Below are 15,160 nucleotides of genomic sequence, written 5' to 3' on the forward strand. Positions count from 1 at the left end.
AGCGCAACGCATACTCCGATGCAAGATGCCGCACCCATCAGTGGTGCGTCGAGCCCTCGGACGCACCAAGATCGTGCCGTTCCGGCTCCATTCCGGACTCCCGGTACCACCGCCAGCGCTGACGGGCGAGCTCCCTGTCTCTGGGCGAGGTGGACACCACCTCGATGATTCGCTGATAGCGACCGATGAGTCCCGAATCCGGCAACATCTCTGACAGATTCACCAGCACCTGAGCTTCGGGTTGAACCTGCATCACGGAAGGCCCCAGCACAATCGGTGACCTTCGCAAGACCGGCGCAGGACTGTCATCGAGACAGTGCGGCAGGAAGTCTCCCGCCACGCGGATCCACAAATCGACCTCCAGCCTGGTCGCCATCTCTCGGTCAAGCAGGACGTGCGTACGCGCACCCCGGGTAAAAGCCTTGCGCAGCAGGCGAACCGCGTACGCCTGCTTGTCACTGGCGTTGAAATGGAAAGCCACGGCGGGCATCAGCGCCCTGCCTCAGCGTTTCTTCGCACGGCCTGGCGCACGCTGAGTGGTCTTCTGCGTGCCGCTGTCCTGTGCCTGCGCGATCAGGTATTGCATCAGCAAACCAACCGGTCTTCCGGTGGCTCCCTTGCTGGCCCCGCTGCGCCAGGCCGTCCCGGCGATGTCCAGATGGGCCCACGGCATTCTGGCGGCGTACTTTTCAAGGAATTTGGCCGCCGTGATCGAGCCGGCTGCGCGACCGGCCACATTGCCCATGTCCGCGAAATTCGACTTGAGGCCTTCGGCGTATTCATCGTCCATCGGCATGCGCCAGCAGGGATCCAGTGATGCCTCTCCGGCCGCATGAAGCGCCTGCGCCAGCTCGTCGTTGGTCGAGAACAGGCCGGAACGCACAGCGCCCAGGGCAATGACACAGGCCCCGGTCAGCGTCGCAATGTCGATCACTGCGCGTGGCTTGAAGCGCTCCACGTAGGTCAGGGCGTCACAAAGGATGAGCCGGCCTTCTGCGTCGGTGTTCAGAATCTCGATGGTCTGGCCAGACATGCTGGTGACCACGTCGCCCGGTTTGATGGCGGCACCACCGGGCATGTTTTCGCAGGCGGGAATGACGCCGATCACGTTGACCGGCAGCTTCAGTTGGGACAGCGCGGCGAACGTGCCCAGAACACTGGCCGCTCCGCTCATGTCGAACTTCATTTCGTCCATCTCGGCCGCTGGCTTGAGCGAGATGCCCCCGGTGTCAAAGGTGATGCCCTTGCCCACCAGCACATGTGGGGCCTCGGAGCGGGCACCCCCCTGGTGACGCAGAACGATGAATTTCAGGGGTTGCTCCGATCCTTGGGCCACCGCCAGAAAAGCCCCCATGCCCAGCGCCTTGACATCCTTTTCGCCGAGCACCTGGCAGTCGAAGCCGCCTTTTCTGGCCAAAGAGCGGGCGGCCTCCGCCAGCTGTGAGGGGGTGGCATGGTTTGCCGGACGGTTGGCCCATTCTCGGGCAACGCCAATCCCGTGGGCCACGGCACAGGCCCGAGCGTGAATGTCCCGGACCGCGGAAGCGTCTGCCACGCCAATCACCACCTGGCGCACAGGCGAGGGTTTGGCCGAGGGCTTGGTCTGGGTGTAGACGTAGTGAGCCTCGCTCATGGCCTGGACCGCCGCCGGCAAGGCATCGGAAACATCTGTCAACGTGCTCAGCATCAGCCCGACTCTGGCGGTGCCGGGTTGGCGAACCTGGGCCGCTGCGGCGGCAATGGCCTTCTTCACATCAGACGGCCGGGACTGGCCGGTACGGACCAGCACGACCCGAGCGGCCTTGATGCCGGCCGGACGGAAGCAGACGAGCAACTTGCCCACCCCTTCTTCCAGGCCGCCGGGCGCAAGCGCCTGGCTGATCAGGCGCGACAGAGGGTTGTCAGCGCTGGCGGAGATGGAGAGGCCATCCGGCACGGCCACCAGCAAGGCATCCAGCGAAAGTCGGGAAGATTGATCCAGCGATACCGATTTGAGTTCAAAGTCCATAATCACGCCATCCTAGAGTGTCATCGATGTTATTCCATTCTTCCCTACGCAAAGAACTGGCCCGCAGCTTTGGCGCCACGCTGGTGGTGCTGTTCACCATTGTGCTGACCATGCTGCTGATCCGCACGCTGGGTATGGCGTCCAAGGGCAGTGTCAATCCCGAAGAAATCATGCTGGTGCTGGGCTACACGGTCCTGGGCCGGATGCCGACCATCCTGACCCTGGCCCTGTTCATCAGCATTGTGTCCACTCTCTCGCGCATGTACCGGGACAGCGAGATGATCATCTGGTTCAGCGGCGGGCGTTCGCTGGGCGGCTTTGTCGGACCGTTGTTGCGCTTCGCCTGGCCCGTCCTGCTGGTCATTTTCCTGATGGTGATGTTCGTCTGGCCTTGGGCCAACCAGCAGACGGAGGAGTTGCGCCAGCGGTTCGAAACCCGGGGAGACCTGCAGAGGGTTCAGCCCGGCCAGTTCCAGGAATCCAGCAGTGGCCGCCGGGTCTACTTCATTGACAAGGACACGGTGGAAGGCAAGGAGGGGCGAAATGTGTTCATCTCCAGCGTGGACAACCGCGGCGTGGAGACCATCATTTCGGCCGCGGCCGGTCGCATCGAGACGATCGACGATATCCCCTATCTCATGCTCAACCAGGGGCAGCGTCTGGAAATCCAGCCCGGCAGTCTGGAGATGCGGCTGAGCGAATTCCAGGAGTACGGCGCCCAGATCGGCGGATCCTCCCGACTCACCCAGGGACGCGGAGACCTGAACGCGGTGAATTCCTGGGACCTTATCGCGGAACCCAGTGCTTCCCGCCTGGGCGAACTGGGGTGGCGGCTGGGTGTGGCCCTGAGTGCATTCAACCTGGTGCTGCTGGCGCTGGCCGCCACGATCAGCAACCCGCGTGCGGGCAAGAGCGGCAACCTGATGTTCACCCTGTTCGCCTTCATCGTGTACTTCAACTTCCTCAACTTTGGTCAGCGCTGGGTGGCCACTGGCCAAATGTCATTCGCCTCGATGCTGTTGCTGATCCACGGAAGCGTCGCCCTCTTTTCCCTGATCTGGCTCTACAAACGCCACTACAACCTTGATCTGCGCCATCTCATGTTGCGCCTGGTCCAGCCACTGACGAGAAAAGGGGCTTCGACATGAGAACGATCCGGCGTCTCATCTACCGCGAAATTCTGGTGGCGTCCGGCTTTGTGCTGGTGGGATTTCTGTCGCTCTTCTTCTTCTTCGATGTGGTCGATGAGCTCTCATCGGTGGGCAAGCCTGCGGTGGGCAACCCTGAACTTGTCTACGGGTTGCAACACGCCCTGCTGTACGTGGCCCTTCAAATGCCCAACCGGATGTATGAGCTGCTGCCCATTGCTGCGCTGATTGGCTCCGTCGCAGTGCTGGCCCGGCTGGCACAGGGCTCCGAGTACACCATCTTGCGCACGAGCGGCCTGGGTCCGTGGCGGGCCCTGTTCACGATGCTGGGGCTGGGCATGATGTTTGTCGTGGCCACCTTTGTGGTGGGCGACTACGTGGCACCTGCCTCTGACCGGGCTGCGCAATTGCTCAAAGCAGAGTTCAAGGGGCGAATCAGCGTGGGCAACACGGGCGCGTGGCTCAAGGAGCGGCAGGGCGAGGTGAACTACTTTGTCAATGTGGGACAGCTCAACGCCCGAGGCGAACTGGTGGATGTCCGAATCTTTGCCTTTGACGACCGAGGGGCCATTCAGTCCACCTTGCAGGCCAAACAGGGACGCATCGAGGCCGACAGCAAGTGGGTCATGGAGGACGTGCGGCGCCGGATACTGGACGTCTCGGCCAAAGGCGGGGCACAGGTCCACTACCGGCGACACCGGACCTACGAGTGGCCCAGCAGCATCACCAGCGAAATGGTTTCGGTGGCACTGCTCAAGCCGGAGAGGATGCGCACCACCGATCTGTACTCCTATGCCCAGCACCTCGAGGCCAATGGCCAATCGGCCCTGCGCTACGAAATCGAGTTCTGGCGCAAGCTGTTCTACCCCCTGAGCTGTCTGGTGATGGTGGTGCTGGCACTGCCTTTTGCCTACCTCCATTTCCGTTCGGGCGGCACCACGGGCTATGTGTTTGGCGGTGTCATGATCGGCATCAGCTTTTTCCTGCTCAACAACGTGTTCGGCTATATCGGCAATCTGAGCCAATGGCAGCCGTGGGTGGCCGCCGCATCGCCCGCCCTGATCTATTCGGTGCTCTCGCTGGGTGCCTTTGGCTGGCTGGTTCTCCGGAGGTAACGGGATGCTTGGCGTGATTGTTTTTGCCCACGGTTCGCGGGACCCCCAGTGGCGCCTGCCCGTGGAGGCCGTGGCCCGGGAGATCCAGACCCAGGCCCCCGAAGCGCGGGTGGGCTGTGCGTATCTGGAGCTGTCCGAGCCTGATCTTCCTTCCTGCGCACGGTCATTGATCGGCCAGGGTGCCCGTGAGGTGCGGGTGCTCCCGCTTTTCTTTGGCATGGGCAAGCACGCCCGGGAGGACCTGCCGGTGCTGATTCAGCAGCTTCGTGAACAGCATCCGGATGTGCGCTTTGAATGCCTGCCTGCGGCCGGCGAGCACCCTGCCCTGACCCGGCTGCTGGCCGACATCGCCATCGGGAAGGCGCCATGAACCTGCATCAGTTCCGGTTCGTTCAGGAAGCTGTCCGCCGCAACCTCAACCTGACCGAGGCAGCCAAGGCGCTGCACACCTCACAGCCTGGGGTCTCCAAGGCCATCATCGAACTGGAAGACGAACTGGGGATCGAGATCTTTGCCCGCCACGGCAAGCGCATCAAGCGGGTCACCGAGCCGGGTCAGCAGGTCCTCAAGAGCATCGACATCATCCTGCGTGAGGTCAATAACCTGCGCCGGATTGGTGAGCAGTTCTCGCACCAGGACAGCGGCACCCTATCGATTGCCACGACGCACACACAGGCGCGCTATGTGCTGCCAGCACCGGTGGCACGCCTGAGGCAGCTTTACCCGAAGGTCAACGTCAGCCTGCACCAGGGTTCGCCCGACCAGGTGGCGCGCATGCTGATGGACGAGACCGCGGAAATCGGCATGGCCACCGAGTCGCTGACGGCATACCCGGACCTCATCACCCTGCCCTGCTACGAATGGCAGCACATGCTGGTGTTTCCGACCGACCACCCCCTGGCCCAGAAGGATCGGGTGGGTATCGAGGATCTGGCGGCGGTTCCCCTGATCACTTACCACCCGAGCTTCACGGGACGGGGGCGTATCGACCAGGCGTTCGCCCAGCGAAACCTGGTCCCGAATGTGGTGCTGGAGGCCATTGATTCCGATGTGATCAAGACCTACGTGCGCCTGGGTATGGGGGTCGGCATCGTGGCCGAGATGGCCGTCACCGGCGAGAACCAGTCGAACGATCTGCTGACGCGACCGGGTGCGCCCCTGTTCGGCCACAACCTGACCCGGGTGGCCTTCAAGCGCGGCGCCTATCTGCGGCAATTCGTGCTGCGCTTTGCCGAATTGCTCAGTGACCGCCTCTCACGCGATCTGATCCTGCGTGCCATGAGCGGCACCCCGGACGACTATGAACTCTGAATCCACAAGATCCATGCCCGTGATGCCGAAGACCCCCACCCTGACTTCCAGACTGCCTCAGGTAGGCACCACCATTTTCAGCGTGATGTCGGCACTGGCGACCCAGACCGGGGCGGTCAACCTTGGACAGGGTTTCCCTGATTTCGACTGCGATGAACGGCTGATCGATGCGGTCACCAAGGCCATGCGGGAGGGGCACAACCAGTACCCGCCCATGCCGGGTGTTCCTGCCTTGCGTCAGGCGATGGCCGCCAAGATGCAGGCACTGTACGGTTTGCCTTGCGACCCGGATACCGACATCACTGTGACGGCGGGTGCAACCCAGGCGATCCTGACGGCCATCCTGGCGGTGGTGCACCCCGGCGACGAAGTCATCGTTCTGGAGCCGTGCTACGACAGCTACGTGCCCAACATTGAACTGGCTGGCGGCAAGGTGGTGCGTGTGCCGCTGGTGCCCGGCAGCTTCCGGCCAGACTTTGATGCCATTGCTGCCGCCATCACCCCGCGAACGCGTGCCCTGATCATCAACAGCCCGCACAACCCCAGCGGGCAGGTCTGGAGCGCGGATGACATGCGTCGCCTGGATGAAATGCTGGCACCGACCGACGTGCTTCTGATCAGTGACGAGGTCTACGAACACATGGTGTTCGATGGTCAAGCGCATCAGAGCGCCGCCCGCCATCCCGGCCTGGCGGCACGGGCCTTCATCATTTCAAGCTTTGGCAAGACTTACCATGTGACGGGCTGGAAGGTGGGCACCGTGGTCGCACCCGCGCCGCTGACGGCCGAATTCCGCAAGGTGCATCAGTTCAACGTGTTCACCGTCAACACGCCCATGCAGCACGCGCTGGCCGCCTACATGGCCGACCCGGCGCCCTATTTTCAGCTTGCCGCGTTCTACCAGCGCAAGCGCGACCTGTTCCGCGACGGCCTGGCACAGACGCGCTTTCGCCTGCTGCCCGGCCAGGGCACCTACTTCCAGTGCGTGGGCATCGAGAACCTGGCCGTGGCCGAACGCGACCTGTCCGAAGCCGACTTCTGCCAGTGGCTCACGCGTGAGATCGGCGTCGCTGCCATTCCGCTATCGGCCTTCTATGGCAACGGGTTCGACCAGAAGGTGGTGCGGTTCTGCTTTGCCAAGAAGGACGAGACGCTGAAAGCAGCCCTCGAACGGTTGGCCCGCCTGTGACCTTGTTCAGCTGTTGAGCTGACTCCAGGCCTTGTCCAGTCGCTTGATGCTCACTGGTTGCGGTGTACGCAGCTCCTGGGCAAAGAAGCTCACCCGCAGTTCTTCCAGCAACCAGCGCAATTCCTGCAGTCTCGCGTCCTGAACCCCCTTGCGTTCGGCGACCAGGCGCCAGAAGCGCTGGTCCTGCGGCCGGAGTTCAGCGAATTTGGCCGCGTCGCGAGCCGGATCGGCGCGCAGCTTGTCCAACCGAAGTTGCACCGCTTTGAGGTAGCGCGGGAAGTGTTGCAACTGGGTGTAGGGTGTGGAACTCAGGAAGGTCTTGGGCACCAGCCGTTGCAGCTGTTGCTGCACGTCGGTGGCCACATCGGCGGGCGGCTTGCTGTCCTTGAGCTTGCGGGCCGCTGCCGCGTATTCGGTCAGGATGGAGCCGGCCTGTCGTGCGATCTCGTTGGCGATCAGGGTCAGGCGTCCGCGGCCCTCTTCCACGCGCGCCTTGAAGGCAGCGGCGTCGGCCGGCAGAGGCTCGGCCAGAAAGGCCCGGTCCAGCGCCAAATCAAGGATCTGATTCTTCAGCTCGTCCAGCGTGCCACCACCGCCGCCACCGTCCGTCTTGCCGACATTCATGTAGGCCACACCCATGGCCTGCAGGCCGGGCAGGTTCTTCTCCAGGTACTTGAGCGCATCTTTGATCTGCAGCGCGAACAGGCGGCGCAGGCCGGCGCGGTGGCGGGCCTGCGCGACCTCGGGCTCGTCGAAGACCTCGATGCGCACCGCGTCGCCGTCGTCAATCAGCGCCGGAAAACCGATCAGAGTCTGGCCGCCCTTGCGGATTTCCATCAGCTCGGGCAGTTCGCCGAAGTCCCAGGTGGTGTGGCGCTGCTCGGCGCTGGAAGTCTTGTTCGCCGGCGCGGCGGGCGCTTTGGTCTTGTCGGCGGCGGGCACGCGGCGGACGCCATCGGCCGCCACCGCGGATGTCGGAACCGCAGCCGCGGTGGCCGGCGCCGCGATGTCCTTGAGCTTGAGCGAGGCCAGGGCCTGAAAAGCGCCGCGTGCCTGGCTGCCAAGTTCGGCTTTGAGCGCACCCAGGTTGCGGCCCTGCCCCAGTTGGCGGCCGTGCTCATCCACCACGCGCAGGTGCATGAAGTGGTGCGCCGGCAGCATGTCGACCTTGATGTCGTTGCGCTGCACCGGCAATTGCGTGGCCTCGCGCACCAGCTTGAGCAACGCGTCCATCAGGCTGCCAGCACCGAATACCTCGGGCTGGCACAACGCCTCGGTCATCTTCTCGGCGGCGGCCGGCAGCGGTACCAGGCGCGAGCGTGGCCGCTGGTGCAGTGTCCTGAGCAGGGCTTGCACCTTGTCTTTGAGCATGCCCGGCACCAGCCACTCGCAGCGGTCTTCACTGACCTGGTTGAGCGCAAAGATGGGCACCGTCACGCTCACGCCGTCACGCGGGTCGCCCGGCTCGTGGAGATAGGCGGCGGCGCAATCCACGCCGCCCAGGCGGATGGTCCTGGGGTAGGCTTGGGTGGTGATGCCCGCGGCCTCATGGCGCATCAGCTCTTCTCGGGTGAGGAAGAGCAGCTTGGGGTTGTCGCGCGAGGCCTCACGATACCAGCGCTCGAAGGTCACACTGCTGCACACCTCCGCAGGGATCTGCTGCTCGTAGAACGCGTAGATCAGCTCGTCGTCGACCAGCACGTCCTGCCGGCGTGCCTTGTGCTCCAGGTCCTGCACCTCGCGCACGGTGCGACGGTTGGCGGCCAGGAAGGGCAGCTTGCTGTCCCAGGTGTCCTCATGCAGGTGACCCACCAGGGCCTCGCGGATGAAGATCTCGCGCGCACCGGCCGGATCCACTTTTTGATAGTCCACGCGCCGCTGCTGGTAAACGATCAGCCCATAGAGCGTGGCGCGCTCGTAGGCACTGACGCGACCAGCCTTCTTTTCCCAATGCGGGTCCAGCACCTGCTTCTTGAGCAGATGCCCCCCCACCTGCTCCAGCCACTGCGGCTCGATGTTGGCAATGCCGCGACCAAACAGGCGCGCGGTCTCGACCAGTTCGGCGCAGACGATCCAGCGGCCCGGCTTCTTGCTCAGGTTGGCGCCCGGGTGGCGGTGGAACTTGATGCCGCGCGCCCCCAGGTACCAGTCTTCGGTGTCGTTCTTGCAGCCGATGTTCCCGAGCAGGCCGGCGAGCATGGACAGATGGAGTTGTTCGTAGCTTGCCGGCTGCGTGTTGAACTTCCACTGATGCTCGGCCACCACGGTGTGCAATTGCGAGTGGATGTCGCGCCACTCGCGCACGCGCCGAACGTTGAGGTGGTTCTCGCGCAGCAGGTTCTCGTACTGGCGATTGCTGAGCTTGTGGTCTTTGCCGTGGCCGCCCTTGCTGTCCTCCAACCACTTCCAGAGCTTGAGCGTGCCGCTGAACTCGCTCTTCTCGTCGTCAAATTTCTTGTGCGCTTGGTCGGCCTGGGTCTGTTTGTCCAGCGGCCGGTCGCGCACATCTTGCAGGCTGAGCGCCGAGGCAATCACCAGCACCTCGTCGAGCGCGCCGCGCTCGCGCGCTTCGAGCAGAATGCGGCCCACCCGTGGATCGAGCGGCAGTTTGGACAGCGTCTTGCCAATTGGCGTGAGTTCATTGGCGTCGTCCACCGCACCCAGCTCGGCCAGCAACTGGTAGCCGTCGGTAATGGCACGGCGCTGCGGTGCCTCCAGAAACGCGAAGTCTTCCACCGCGCCCAGGTGCAGCGCCTTCATGCGCAGGATCACCCCGGCCAGCGAGCTGCGCAGGATTTCCGGGTCCGTGAATTTGGGACGACCGTTGAAATCCGCCTCGTCGTAAAGACGAATGCAGATACCGTCGGCCACGCGCCCGCAACGGCCGGCGCGCTGGTTGGCCGCCGCCTGACTGATCGGCTCGATGAGCAGTTGCTCGACCTTCTGGCGGAAGCTGTAGCGCTTGACCCGTGCCGTGCCGGCGTCGATGACGAAGCGGATACCCGGCACCGTCAGCGAGGTCTCCGCCACGTTGGTCGAAAGCACGATGCGTCGCTGGCCGTGCGGCTGGAAGATGCGGTCCTGCTCGGCCTGCGACAGGCGCGCGAACAGTGGCAACACCTCGGCATTGCGCAGAGCCGGCTGGTGCGACAGATGTTTGCGCAGGTGGTCGGCAGCTTCGCGGATCTCACGCTCGCCAGGCAGGAAGACCAGGATGTCGCCGCCCTGCCCTGCACCACCGCGCCACAGTTCGTCCACCCCGTCCGCAATGGCATCGTTCAGGTCGTACTCTCGACTCTCCTCAAACGGCCGGTAGCGCACCTCCACCGGGTAGGTGCGGCCCGACACCATGAGCACAGGCGCGGGGCCCCGCTTGGATTCGAAATAACGGGCAAACCGGTCTGCATCGATGGTGGCCGAGGTGACGATCACCTTCAGGTCGGGCCGTCGCGGCAGCAGCTGGCGCAGGTAGCCCAGCAGGAAGTCGATGTTGAGGCTGCGCTCGTGCGCCTCGTCGATGATCAGCGTGTCGTAGGCGCGCAGGTCGGGGTCGGTCTGCGTCTCGGCCAGCAAAATGCCATCGGTCATCAGCTTGACCGAGGCGTCCTTGCTCAACCGGTCCTGGAAACGCACCTTGTAGCCCACCACCTCGCCCAACGGCGTCTTGAGCTCTTCGGCGATGCGCTTGGCCACGCTGGACGCCGCGATCCGCCGCGGCTGGGTGTGACCGATCAGCTGGCCACGCTGACCCGGCTTCGCATTGATCTTGCCGCGCCCCATCGCCAGCACAATCTTGGGCAGCTGCGTGGTCTTGCCTGAGCCGGTTTCGCCGCACACGATGACCACCTGATGATCGCGAATGGCGTCCTCGATTTCCTGCCGCCGTGCGGAGACGGGCAAGGACTCGGGGAACTCAAGGAACAGGTCAGGGACGGTCAAGGCAGAACTTCGGTCAAAATCGGGCAACCGGCAATTATCCCCGCCCCGCCATTCGGTCGCAGCACAGCTTTTCATGTCCACCGTCTTCAACTTCACCTTCGTGCCCTGGTTTCGTTCGGTGGCACCGTACATCCACAAGTTCCGCAACCAGACCTTCGTGATCGGCCTGACCGGCGAAGCGATCGACGCCGGCAAACTGGCCTCCATCGCGCAGGACATCGCCATGATCCAGGCCATGGGCGTGAAGATCGTGCTGGTGCATGGCTTTCGTCCCCAGGTCAATGAGCAGCTTCGTCTCAAGGGCCAGGAAGCCCGCTACTCGCACGGCATGCGCATCACCGACTCGGTGGCCCTGGATTGCGCGCAGGAAGCGGCGGGCCAGCTGCGCTACGAGATCGAGGCTGCCTTCAGCCAGGGCCTGCCCAACACCCCCATGGCCGGCGCCCGGGTGCGGGTGATATCGGGCAACTTCATCACCGCACGCCCCGTGGGCCTGATCGACGGCGTGGACTTCCTGCACTCCGGTCTGGTGCGCAAGGTCGACACCGAGGGCATCCAGCGCACGCTGGACATGGGAGCCCTGGTACTGATCTCGCCGTTCGGCTTCTCGCCCACCGGCGAAGCCTTCAACCTCAGCATGGAGGACGTGGCGACCTCGGTGGCAGTGGCCCTGCAGAGCGACAAGCTGATCTTCATGACCGAGGTGCCCGGCATTCGCGTCGACCTGAACGACCCCGAGAGCGAGATCGACACCGAACTGCCCCTGATCGACGCCAAACGCCTGATCGCCAGCCTACCGGCACCGACCCAGCCGAGCGATCCGGGCTTCTATCTGCAGCACTGCGTGCGCGCCTGTGAAGGCGGCGTCGAACGCAGCCACATCATCCCGTTCAAGCTCGACGGCTCGCTGCTGCTGGAGATCTATGTGCACGATGGCATCGGCACCATGGTGGTGGACGAAAAGCTCGAGAGCGTTCGCGAAGCCACGATGGACGACGTCAGCGGCATCGTCGCCCTGATCGAGCCGTTCGAGAAGGACGGCACCCTGGTCAAGCGCGACCGCACCGAAATCGAACGGGATGCCAGCAACTACACCATCATCGAACACGACGGCGTGATCTTTGGATGCGCGGCGCTGTACCCCTATCCTGAAGAGCGGACGGGCGAGATGGCGGCATTGACGGTGTCGCCGCAATCGCAAAGCCAGGGCGACGGCGAGCGCCTGCTCAAGCGCATTGAATCGCGCGCCCGCGCCCAGGGCCTGCAGAGCATCTTCGTGCTGACCACGCGCACCATGCACTGGTTCGTCAAGCGTGGCTTTGTCCAGGTCAGCCCGGACTGGCTGCCCGAAGCCCGCAAGCGCAAGTACAACTGGGACCGCCGCAGCCAGGTACTGGTCAAGAAGCTCTCCTGAGCGTCGGACCTGTCAACTTGACGAATATCAAACCACGGGAACGCCACAGGTTCATACTGGTCGGTTCGATGACACGTTGATGAACCGCTCATGACAGAACGCAGCACCACCACCGATTCGGGTACCACCACCGCCTCCCGTCCCTCAGCCAGAAAGACGCCGGCCGCCAAGAAAACTGCGGTCCGCGCCGCCACCGCGTCCACCAAGCCTCGTCGGGCAACGCTCGGCGATGTGTCAGGTACCCGTCAGCCCAAGAAACTGGCAAAGGTATCGGTGGAGACGAGAATCAGCGCGCGGCAGGAAGCTCAGTTCGCTGCCGTGCAGGACATCCTCTCCCAGTCAGGCTCCAGCCGCAAGCAGAAAGCAGAGTCCCTGCGCGCGATTCTGGAAGGCGCCGCTCCCGACGACGCCAAAGCCATCCGCCGCCTGCTCAAGGAAGAGGCCCAACTCCGGCGTGACAACGCCAAGGTAGTGCTGCACCCTGACGAGGTGCTCTCTGCCGACTGGCGCAGCGGGGGATACCCGTACAAGAACCTGATGTCGCGCAAGGCCTACGAGCAGCAGAAGTACCGGCTCCAGGTCGAACTGCTCAAACTCCAGGCCTGGGTCAAGGAGACGAAACAGAGGGTGGTTATCCTGTTCGAAGGGCGCGATGCCGCTGGCAAGGGCGGCACGATCAAGCGCTTCATGGAGCACCTCAATCCCCGCGGTGCCAGGGTGGTGGCGCTGGAGAAGCCCACCGAGGTCGAGCGTGGTCAGTGGTACTTTCAGCGCTACGTCCAGCACCTGCCGACGGCGGGCGAGATCGTCCTGTTCGATCGCAGCTGGTACAACCGGGCCGGTGTCGAACGGGTCATGGGTTTCTGCAGCGACGATGAGTACCAGGAGTTCATGCGCCAGGCCCCCCAGTTTGAACGGCAGCTGGTGCGCAGCGGCGTTCACCTGATCAAGTTCTGGTTCTCCGTCAGCCGCGAGGAACAGCGCCGCCGCTTCAAGGAGAGGGAGAGCCATCCGCTCAAGCAGTGGAAACTCAGCCCGATCGACATGGCCAGCCTCGACAAGTGGGACGACTACACCAAGGCCAAGGAGGCCATGTTCTTCGAGACGGACACCGCCGACGCCCCCTGGACGGTCATCAAGAGCGACTGCAAGAAGCGCGCACGCCTGAACGCCATGCGCTACGTGCTGCAGAAGCTGCCTTACGACCGCAAGGATTCATCCAACATTGGCAACCTGGACAGCCTGATCGTCGGCCGTGCGCACGTGGTGTACGAGCGCGGCGAACACCCCGGCAACGCCATCCTCTGACCGAGCAAAGCCCACCTTGGGGTGGGCCCTGTTGCGACTCAGGCAGGCACGCGCCCGCGTCCAGCTGCTGTCGGAGCGCGCCATGCCACCAGTGCCATCACCAGACCCATGGCGCAGAACCACAGAAACGACCAGTTGGCGATCGTCAGGCCCAGGAAGGTCCAGTCCACCGCCGAGCAGTCACCGCTGCCGCGGAACACCATGGGGATGACGCGCTTGAGCGGAAACGATTCGATCATGCCGTACAGGTCCCTGCCACAGCTCAGGACTTCGGGCGGAAACCATTGCAGCCAGCTCTGACGGGCGGCCACGAACGCGCCAAAAACAGCGGCAGCCAAGGCCAGGAGCACCAGCAGGCGCCGCGTCGCAGGACCTTGCGCCGCCGCGCCGACACCAGCCAGCAGGCCCACCAGAATCAACGCGTAGCGCTGCACGATGCACATCGGGCAAGGTTCCAGCCCCACCACATGCTGCAGGTAGATGCCGAAGGCAAGCAGGCCCGTGCAGGCCACAGCAATCAGGGCCAGCAATCGCCGTGGACGCTCGGCAGGTTGGGCCAGCAGACCCTGGACGATGGTGGATGACACGCGATGCTCCCCCTCAATGAAAGGGGCACCCCTTCGGTGCCCCTGTGGTTCTATGGATTCGCCGGCCCGACACGAAGTTCCCGGCGGTCGCGTCAGCTGTCCGCGAACGCCCGCTCGATCACAAACTGCCCTGGCCGGGTGGTGTTGCCTTCCGTGAAACCACGTTTTTCACACAGGGCCTTCAGGTCCCTGAGCATTTCCGGGCTGCCGCAGATCATCACACGGTCTTCGGCCGGATTCAGATCGGGGATGCCCAGATCCTTGCCCAGCTGCCCACTGTCCAGCAGATTGGGAATGCGGCCCTGGTGAACAAACGGCTCACGGGTCACGGTCGGGTAGTAGAGCAGCTGCTTCTGCACCATTTCGCCCAGGAACTCGTCCTGCTTGAGCTGGCTCTCAAGCATCTCCCGGTAGGCCAGTTCCTTGACCTCCCGGACCCCGTGCACCAGCACCACCTGCTCGAACTTCTCGTAGGTTTCCGGGTCCCGGATCACGCTCAGGAAAGGCGCCAGACCCGTGCCGGTGGCCAACAGGTAAAGCCGCTTGGCCGGCAGCAGATAGTCGATCAGCAGGGTACCTGTCGGCTTGCGTCCGACAATGATGGTATCGCCGGGCTGGATGTGCTGCAGGCGCGAGGTCAATGGGCCGTCCTGCACCTTGATGCTCAGGAACTCGAGATGCTCGGCGTAGTTGGGGCTGGCAATGCTGTACGCGCGCAGCAGCGGCTTGCCATCCACCTTCAGACCGATCATGGTGAAGTGGCCGTTCGAGAAGCGCAAGGCGACGTCGCGCGTGGTGGTGAAACTGAACAAACGATCGGTCCAGTGATGAACACTCAAGACGCGTTCTTCGAGAAATGCACTCATGATGGGTCCTGAAGAGCCCAGACCTTCGCGGCGGGCTGAAGGGGAGAGACCGGCCAGGCAACCGGCGGCCTCTTTCAAACCTTTGATTCTAAAGAGAAACCCTGCCGTTCACCTTGCGCTATGTCATGAAGCGGCCATCGAAACGGCATCAGTCAGGCCAGTGCCTTTCCAACCTTGATACAGTCTCGACACCGGATCCGGACAGGGAGCTGCGCATCATGCACGGCAACCCTCAATACCGGAACTACTTTATCTTCATGTAAGCATTACGCCAG

Annotated in this window: 12 protein-coding genes; 7 read left to right on the plus strand and 5 right to left on the minus strand. The window is 63.6% G+C overall.

Annotated features, from left to right (window positions below):
- Positions 1-37: 37 nt before the first annotated feature.
- A complete protein-coding gene (locus ACFQNJ_RS00165) occupies positions 38-490 on the minus strand; it encodes a DNA polymerase III subunit chi (RefSeq protein WP_382252975.1) in 453 nt (150 codons plus the stop codon).
- Positions 491-502: 12 nt separating this feature from the next.
- Positions 503-2,008, minus strand: coding sequence for a leucyl aminopeptidase (locus tag ACFQNJ_RS00170; protein WP_382252977.1), 1,506 nt, complete (start codon positions 2,006-2,008; stop codon positions 503-505).
- Positions 2,009-2,034: 26 nt separating this feature from the next.
- On the opposite strand from ACFQNJ_RS00170, the gene lptF reads away from it, so the two are divergent.
- Genes lptF through ACFQNJ_RS00195 form a run of 5 tightly spaced genes read left to right on the plus strand, consistent with a single transcriptional unit; the run spans position 2,035 to position 6,771 of the window.
- A complete protein-coding gene (gene lptF / locus ACFQNJ_RS00175) occupies positions 2,035-3,156 on the plus strand; it encodes an LPS export ABC transporter permease LptF (RefSeq protein WP_382252978.1) in 1,122 nt (373 codons plus the stop codon).
- Entirely contained in the window at positions 3,153-4,271 is a 1,119-nt protein-coding gene (gene lptG / locus ACFQNJ_RS00180) for an LPS export ABC transporter permease LptG (protein ID WP_382252980.1), read from the plus strand. The genes lptF and lptG overlap by 4 nt, the downstream gene beginning before the upstream one ends.
- Positions 4,272-4,275: 4 nt before the next feature.
- Entirely contained in the window at positions 4,276-4,641 is a 366-nt protein-coding gene (locus ACFQNJ_RS00185; protein ID WP_382252982.1) for a sirohydrochlorin chelatase, read from the plus strand.
- Positions 4,638-5,582 (plus strand): CysB family HTH-type transcriptional regulator, encoded by a 945-nt coding sequence (locus ACFQNJ_RS00190; RefSeq protein ID WP_374639091.1) that lies wholly within the window; start codon positions 4,638-4,640, stop codon positions 5,580-5,582. Before ACFQNJ_RS00185 ends, ACFQNJ_RS00190 begins: the two co-directional genes overlap by 4 nt.
- Positions 5,583-5,604: 22 nt before the next feature.
- Positions 5,605-6,771: a pyridoxal phosphate-dependent aminotransferase gene (locus ACFQNJ_RS00195; RefSeq protein ID WP_382252984.1), complete on the plus strand. Its 1,167-nt coding sequence runs from the start codon at positions 5,605-5,607 to the stop codon at positions 6,769-6,771.
- A gap of 6 nt (positions 6,772-6,777) precedes the next feature.
- Here ACFQNJ_RS00195 and hrpA read toward each other — a convergent pair whose 3' ends face one another.
- On the minus strand, positions 6,778-10,785 hold the full coding sequence (gene hrpA, locus ACFQNJ_RS00200) for an ATP-dependent RNA helicase HrpA (RefSeq protein WP_382252987.1): 4,008 nt from the start codon (positions 10,783-10,785) through the stop codon (positions 6,778-6,780).
- On the opposite strand from hrpA, the gene argA reads away from it, so the two are divergent.
- Complete coding sequence (gene argA / locus ACFQNJ_RS00205) at positions 10,784-12,124, plus strand: amino-acid N-acetyltransferase (RefSeq protein ID WP_374639094.1); 1,341 nt, start codon at positions 10,784-10,786, stop codon at positions 12,122-12,124. The genes hrpA and argA overlap by 2 nt on opposite strands.
- A 90-nt stretch (positions 12,125-12,214) precedes the next feature.
- Positions 12,215-13,432 carry a polyphosphate kinase 2 gene (gene ppk2 / locus ACFQNJ_RS00210; RefSeq protein ID WP_374639095.1) on the plus strand — a complete coding sequence of 406 codons (1,218 nt, stop codon included), beginning with the start codon at positions 12,215-12,217 and terminating at the stop codon, positions 13,430-13,432.
- 38 nt (positions 13,433-13,470) lie between these two features.
- On the opposite strand, the gene ACFQNJ_RS00215 is transcribed toward ppk2, so the two are convergent.
- Both ACFQNJ_RS00215 and ACFQNJ_RS00220 read right to left on the minus strand, forming a co-directional pair.
- Entirely contained in the window at positions 13,471-13,995 is a 525-nt protein-coding gene (locus ACFQNJ_RS00215; protein WP_382253606.1) for a disulfide bond formation protein B, read from the minus strand.
- 116 nt (positions 13,996-14,111) lie between these two features.
- Positions 14,112-14,885 (minus strand): ferredoxin--NADP reductase, encoded by a 774-nt coding sequence (locus ACFQNJ_RS00220; protein ID WP_374639096.1) that lies wholly within the window; start codon positions 14,883-14,885, stop codon positions 14,112-14,114.
- Positions 14,886-15,160 lie beyond the last annotated feature (275 nt).

Origin of the sequence: Hydrogenophaga bisanensis (assembly GCF_042665135.1) — a bacterium.
Classification (GTDB): domain Bacteria; phylum Pseudomonadota; class Gammaproteobacteria; order Burkholderiales; family Burkholderiaceae_C; genus Hydrogenophaga; species Hydrogenophaga bisanensis.

What these genes read in the sequence shown, in the direction of transcription:
- ACFQNJ_RS00165 (WP_382252975.1), bottom strand. Translation starts at nt 490, where the DNA reads ATGCCCGCCGTGGCTTTCCATTTCAACGCCAGTGACAAGCAGGCGTAC.
- ACFQNJ_RS00170 (WP_382252977.1), bottom strand. Translation starts at nt 2,008, where the DNA reads ATGGACTTTGAACTCAAATCGGTATCGCTGGATCAATCTTCCCGACTT.
- lptF (WP_382252978.1), top strand. Translation starts at nt 2,035, where the DNA reads ATGTTATTCCATTCTTCCCTACGCAAAGAACTGGCCCGCAGCTTTGGC.
- lptG (WP_382252980.1), top strand. Translation starts at nt 3,153, where the DNA reads ATGAGAACGATCCGGCGTCTCATCTACCGCGAAATTCTGGTGGCGTCC.
- ACFQNJ_RS00185 (WP_382252982.1), top strand. Translation starts at nt 4,276, where the DNA reads ATGCTTGGCGTGATTGTTTTTGCCCACGGTTCGCGGGACCCCCAGTGG.
- ACFQNJ_RS00190 (WP_374639091.1), top strand. Translation starts at nt 4,638, where the DNA reads ATGAACCTGCATCAGTTCCGGTTCGTTCAGGAAGCTGTCCGCCGCAAC.
- ACFQNJ_RS00195 (WP_382252984.1), top strand. Translation starts at nt 5,605, where the DNA reads ATGCCGAAGACCCCCACCCTGACTTCCAGACTGCCTCAGGTAGGCACC.
- argA (WP_374639094.1), top strand. Translation starts at nt 10,784, where the DNA reads ATGTCCACCGTCTTCAACTTCACCTTCGTGCCCTGGTTTCGTTCGGTG.
- hrpA (WP_382252987.1), bottom strand. Translation starts at nt 10,785, where the DNA reads ATGAAAAGCTGTGCTGCGACCGAATGGCGGGGCGGGGATAATTGCCGG.
- ppk2 (WP_374639095.1), top strand. Translation starts at nt 12,215, where the DNA reads ATGACAGAACGCAGCACCACCACCGATTCGGGTACCACCACCGCCTCC.
- ACFQNJ_RS00220 (WP_374639096.1), bottom strand. Translation starts at nt 14,885, where the DNA reads ATGAGTGCATTTCTCGAAGAACGCGTCTTGAGTGTTCATCACTGGACC.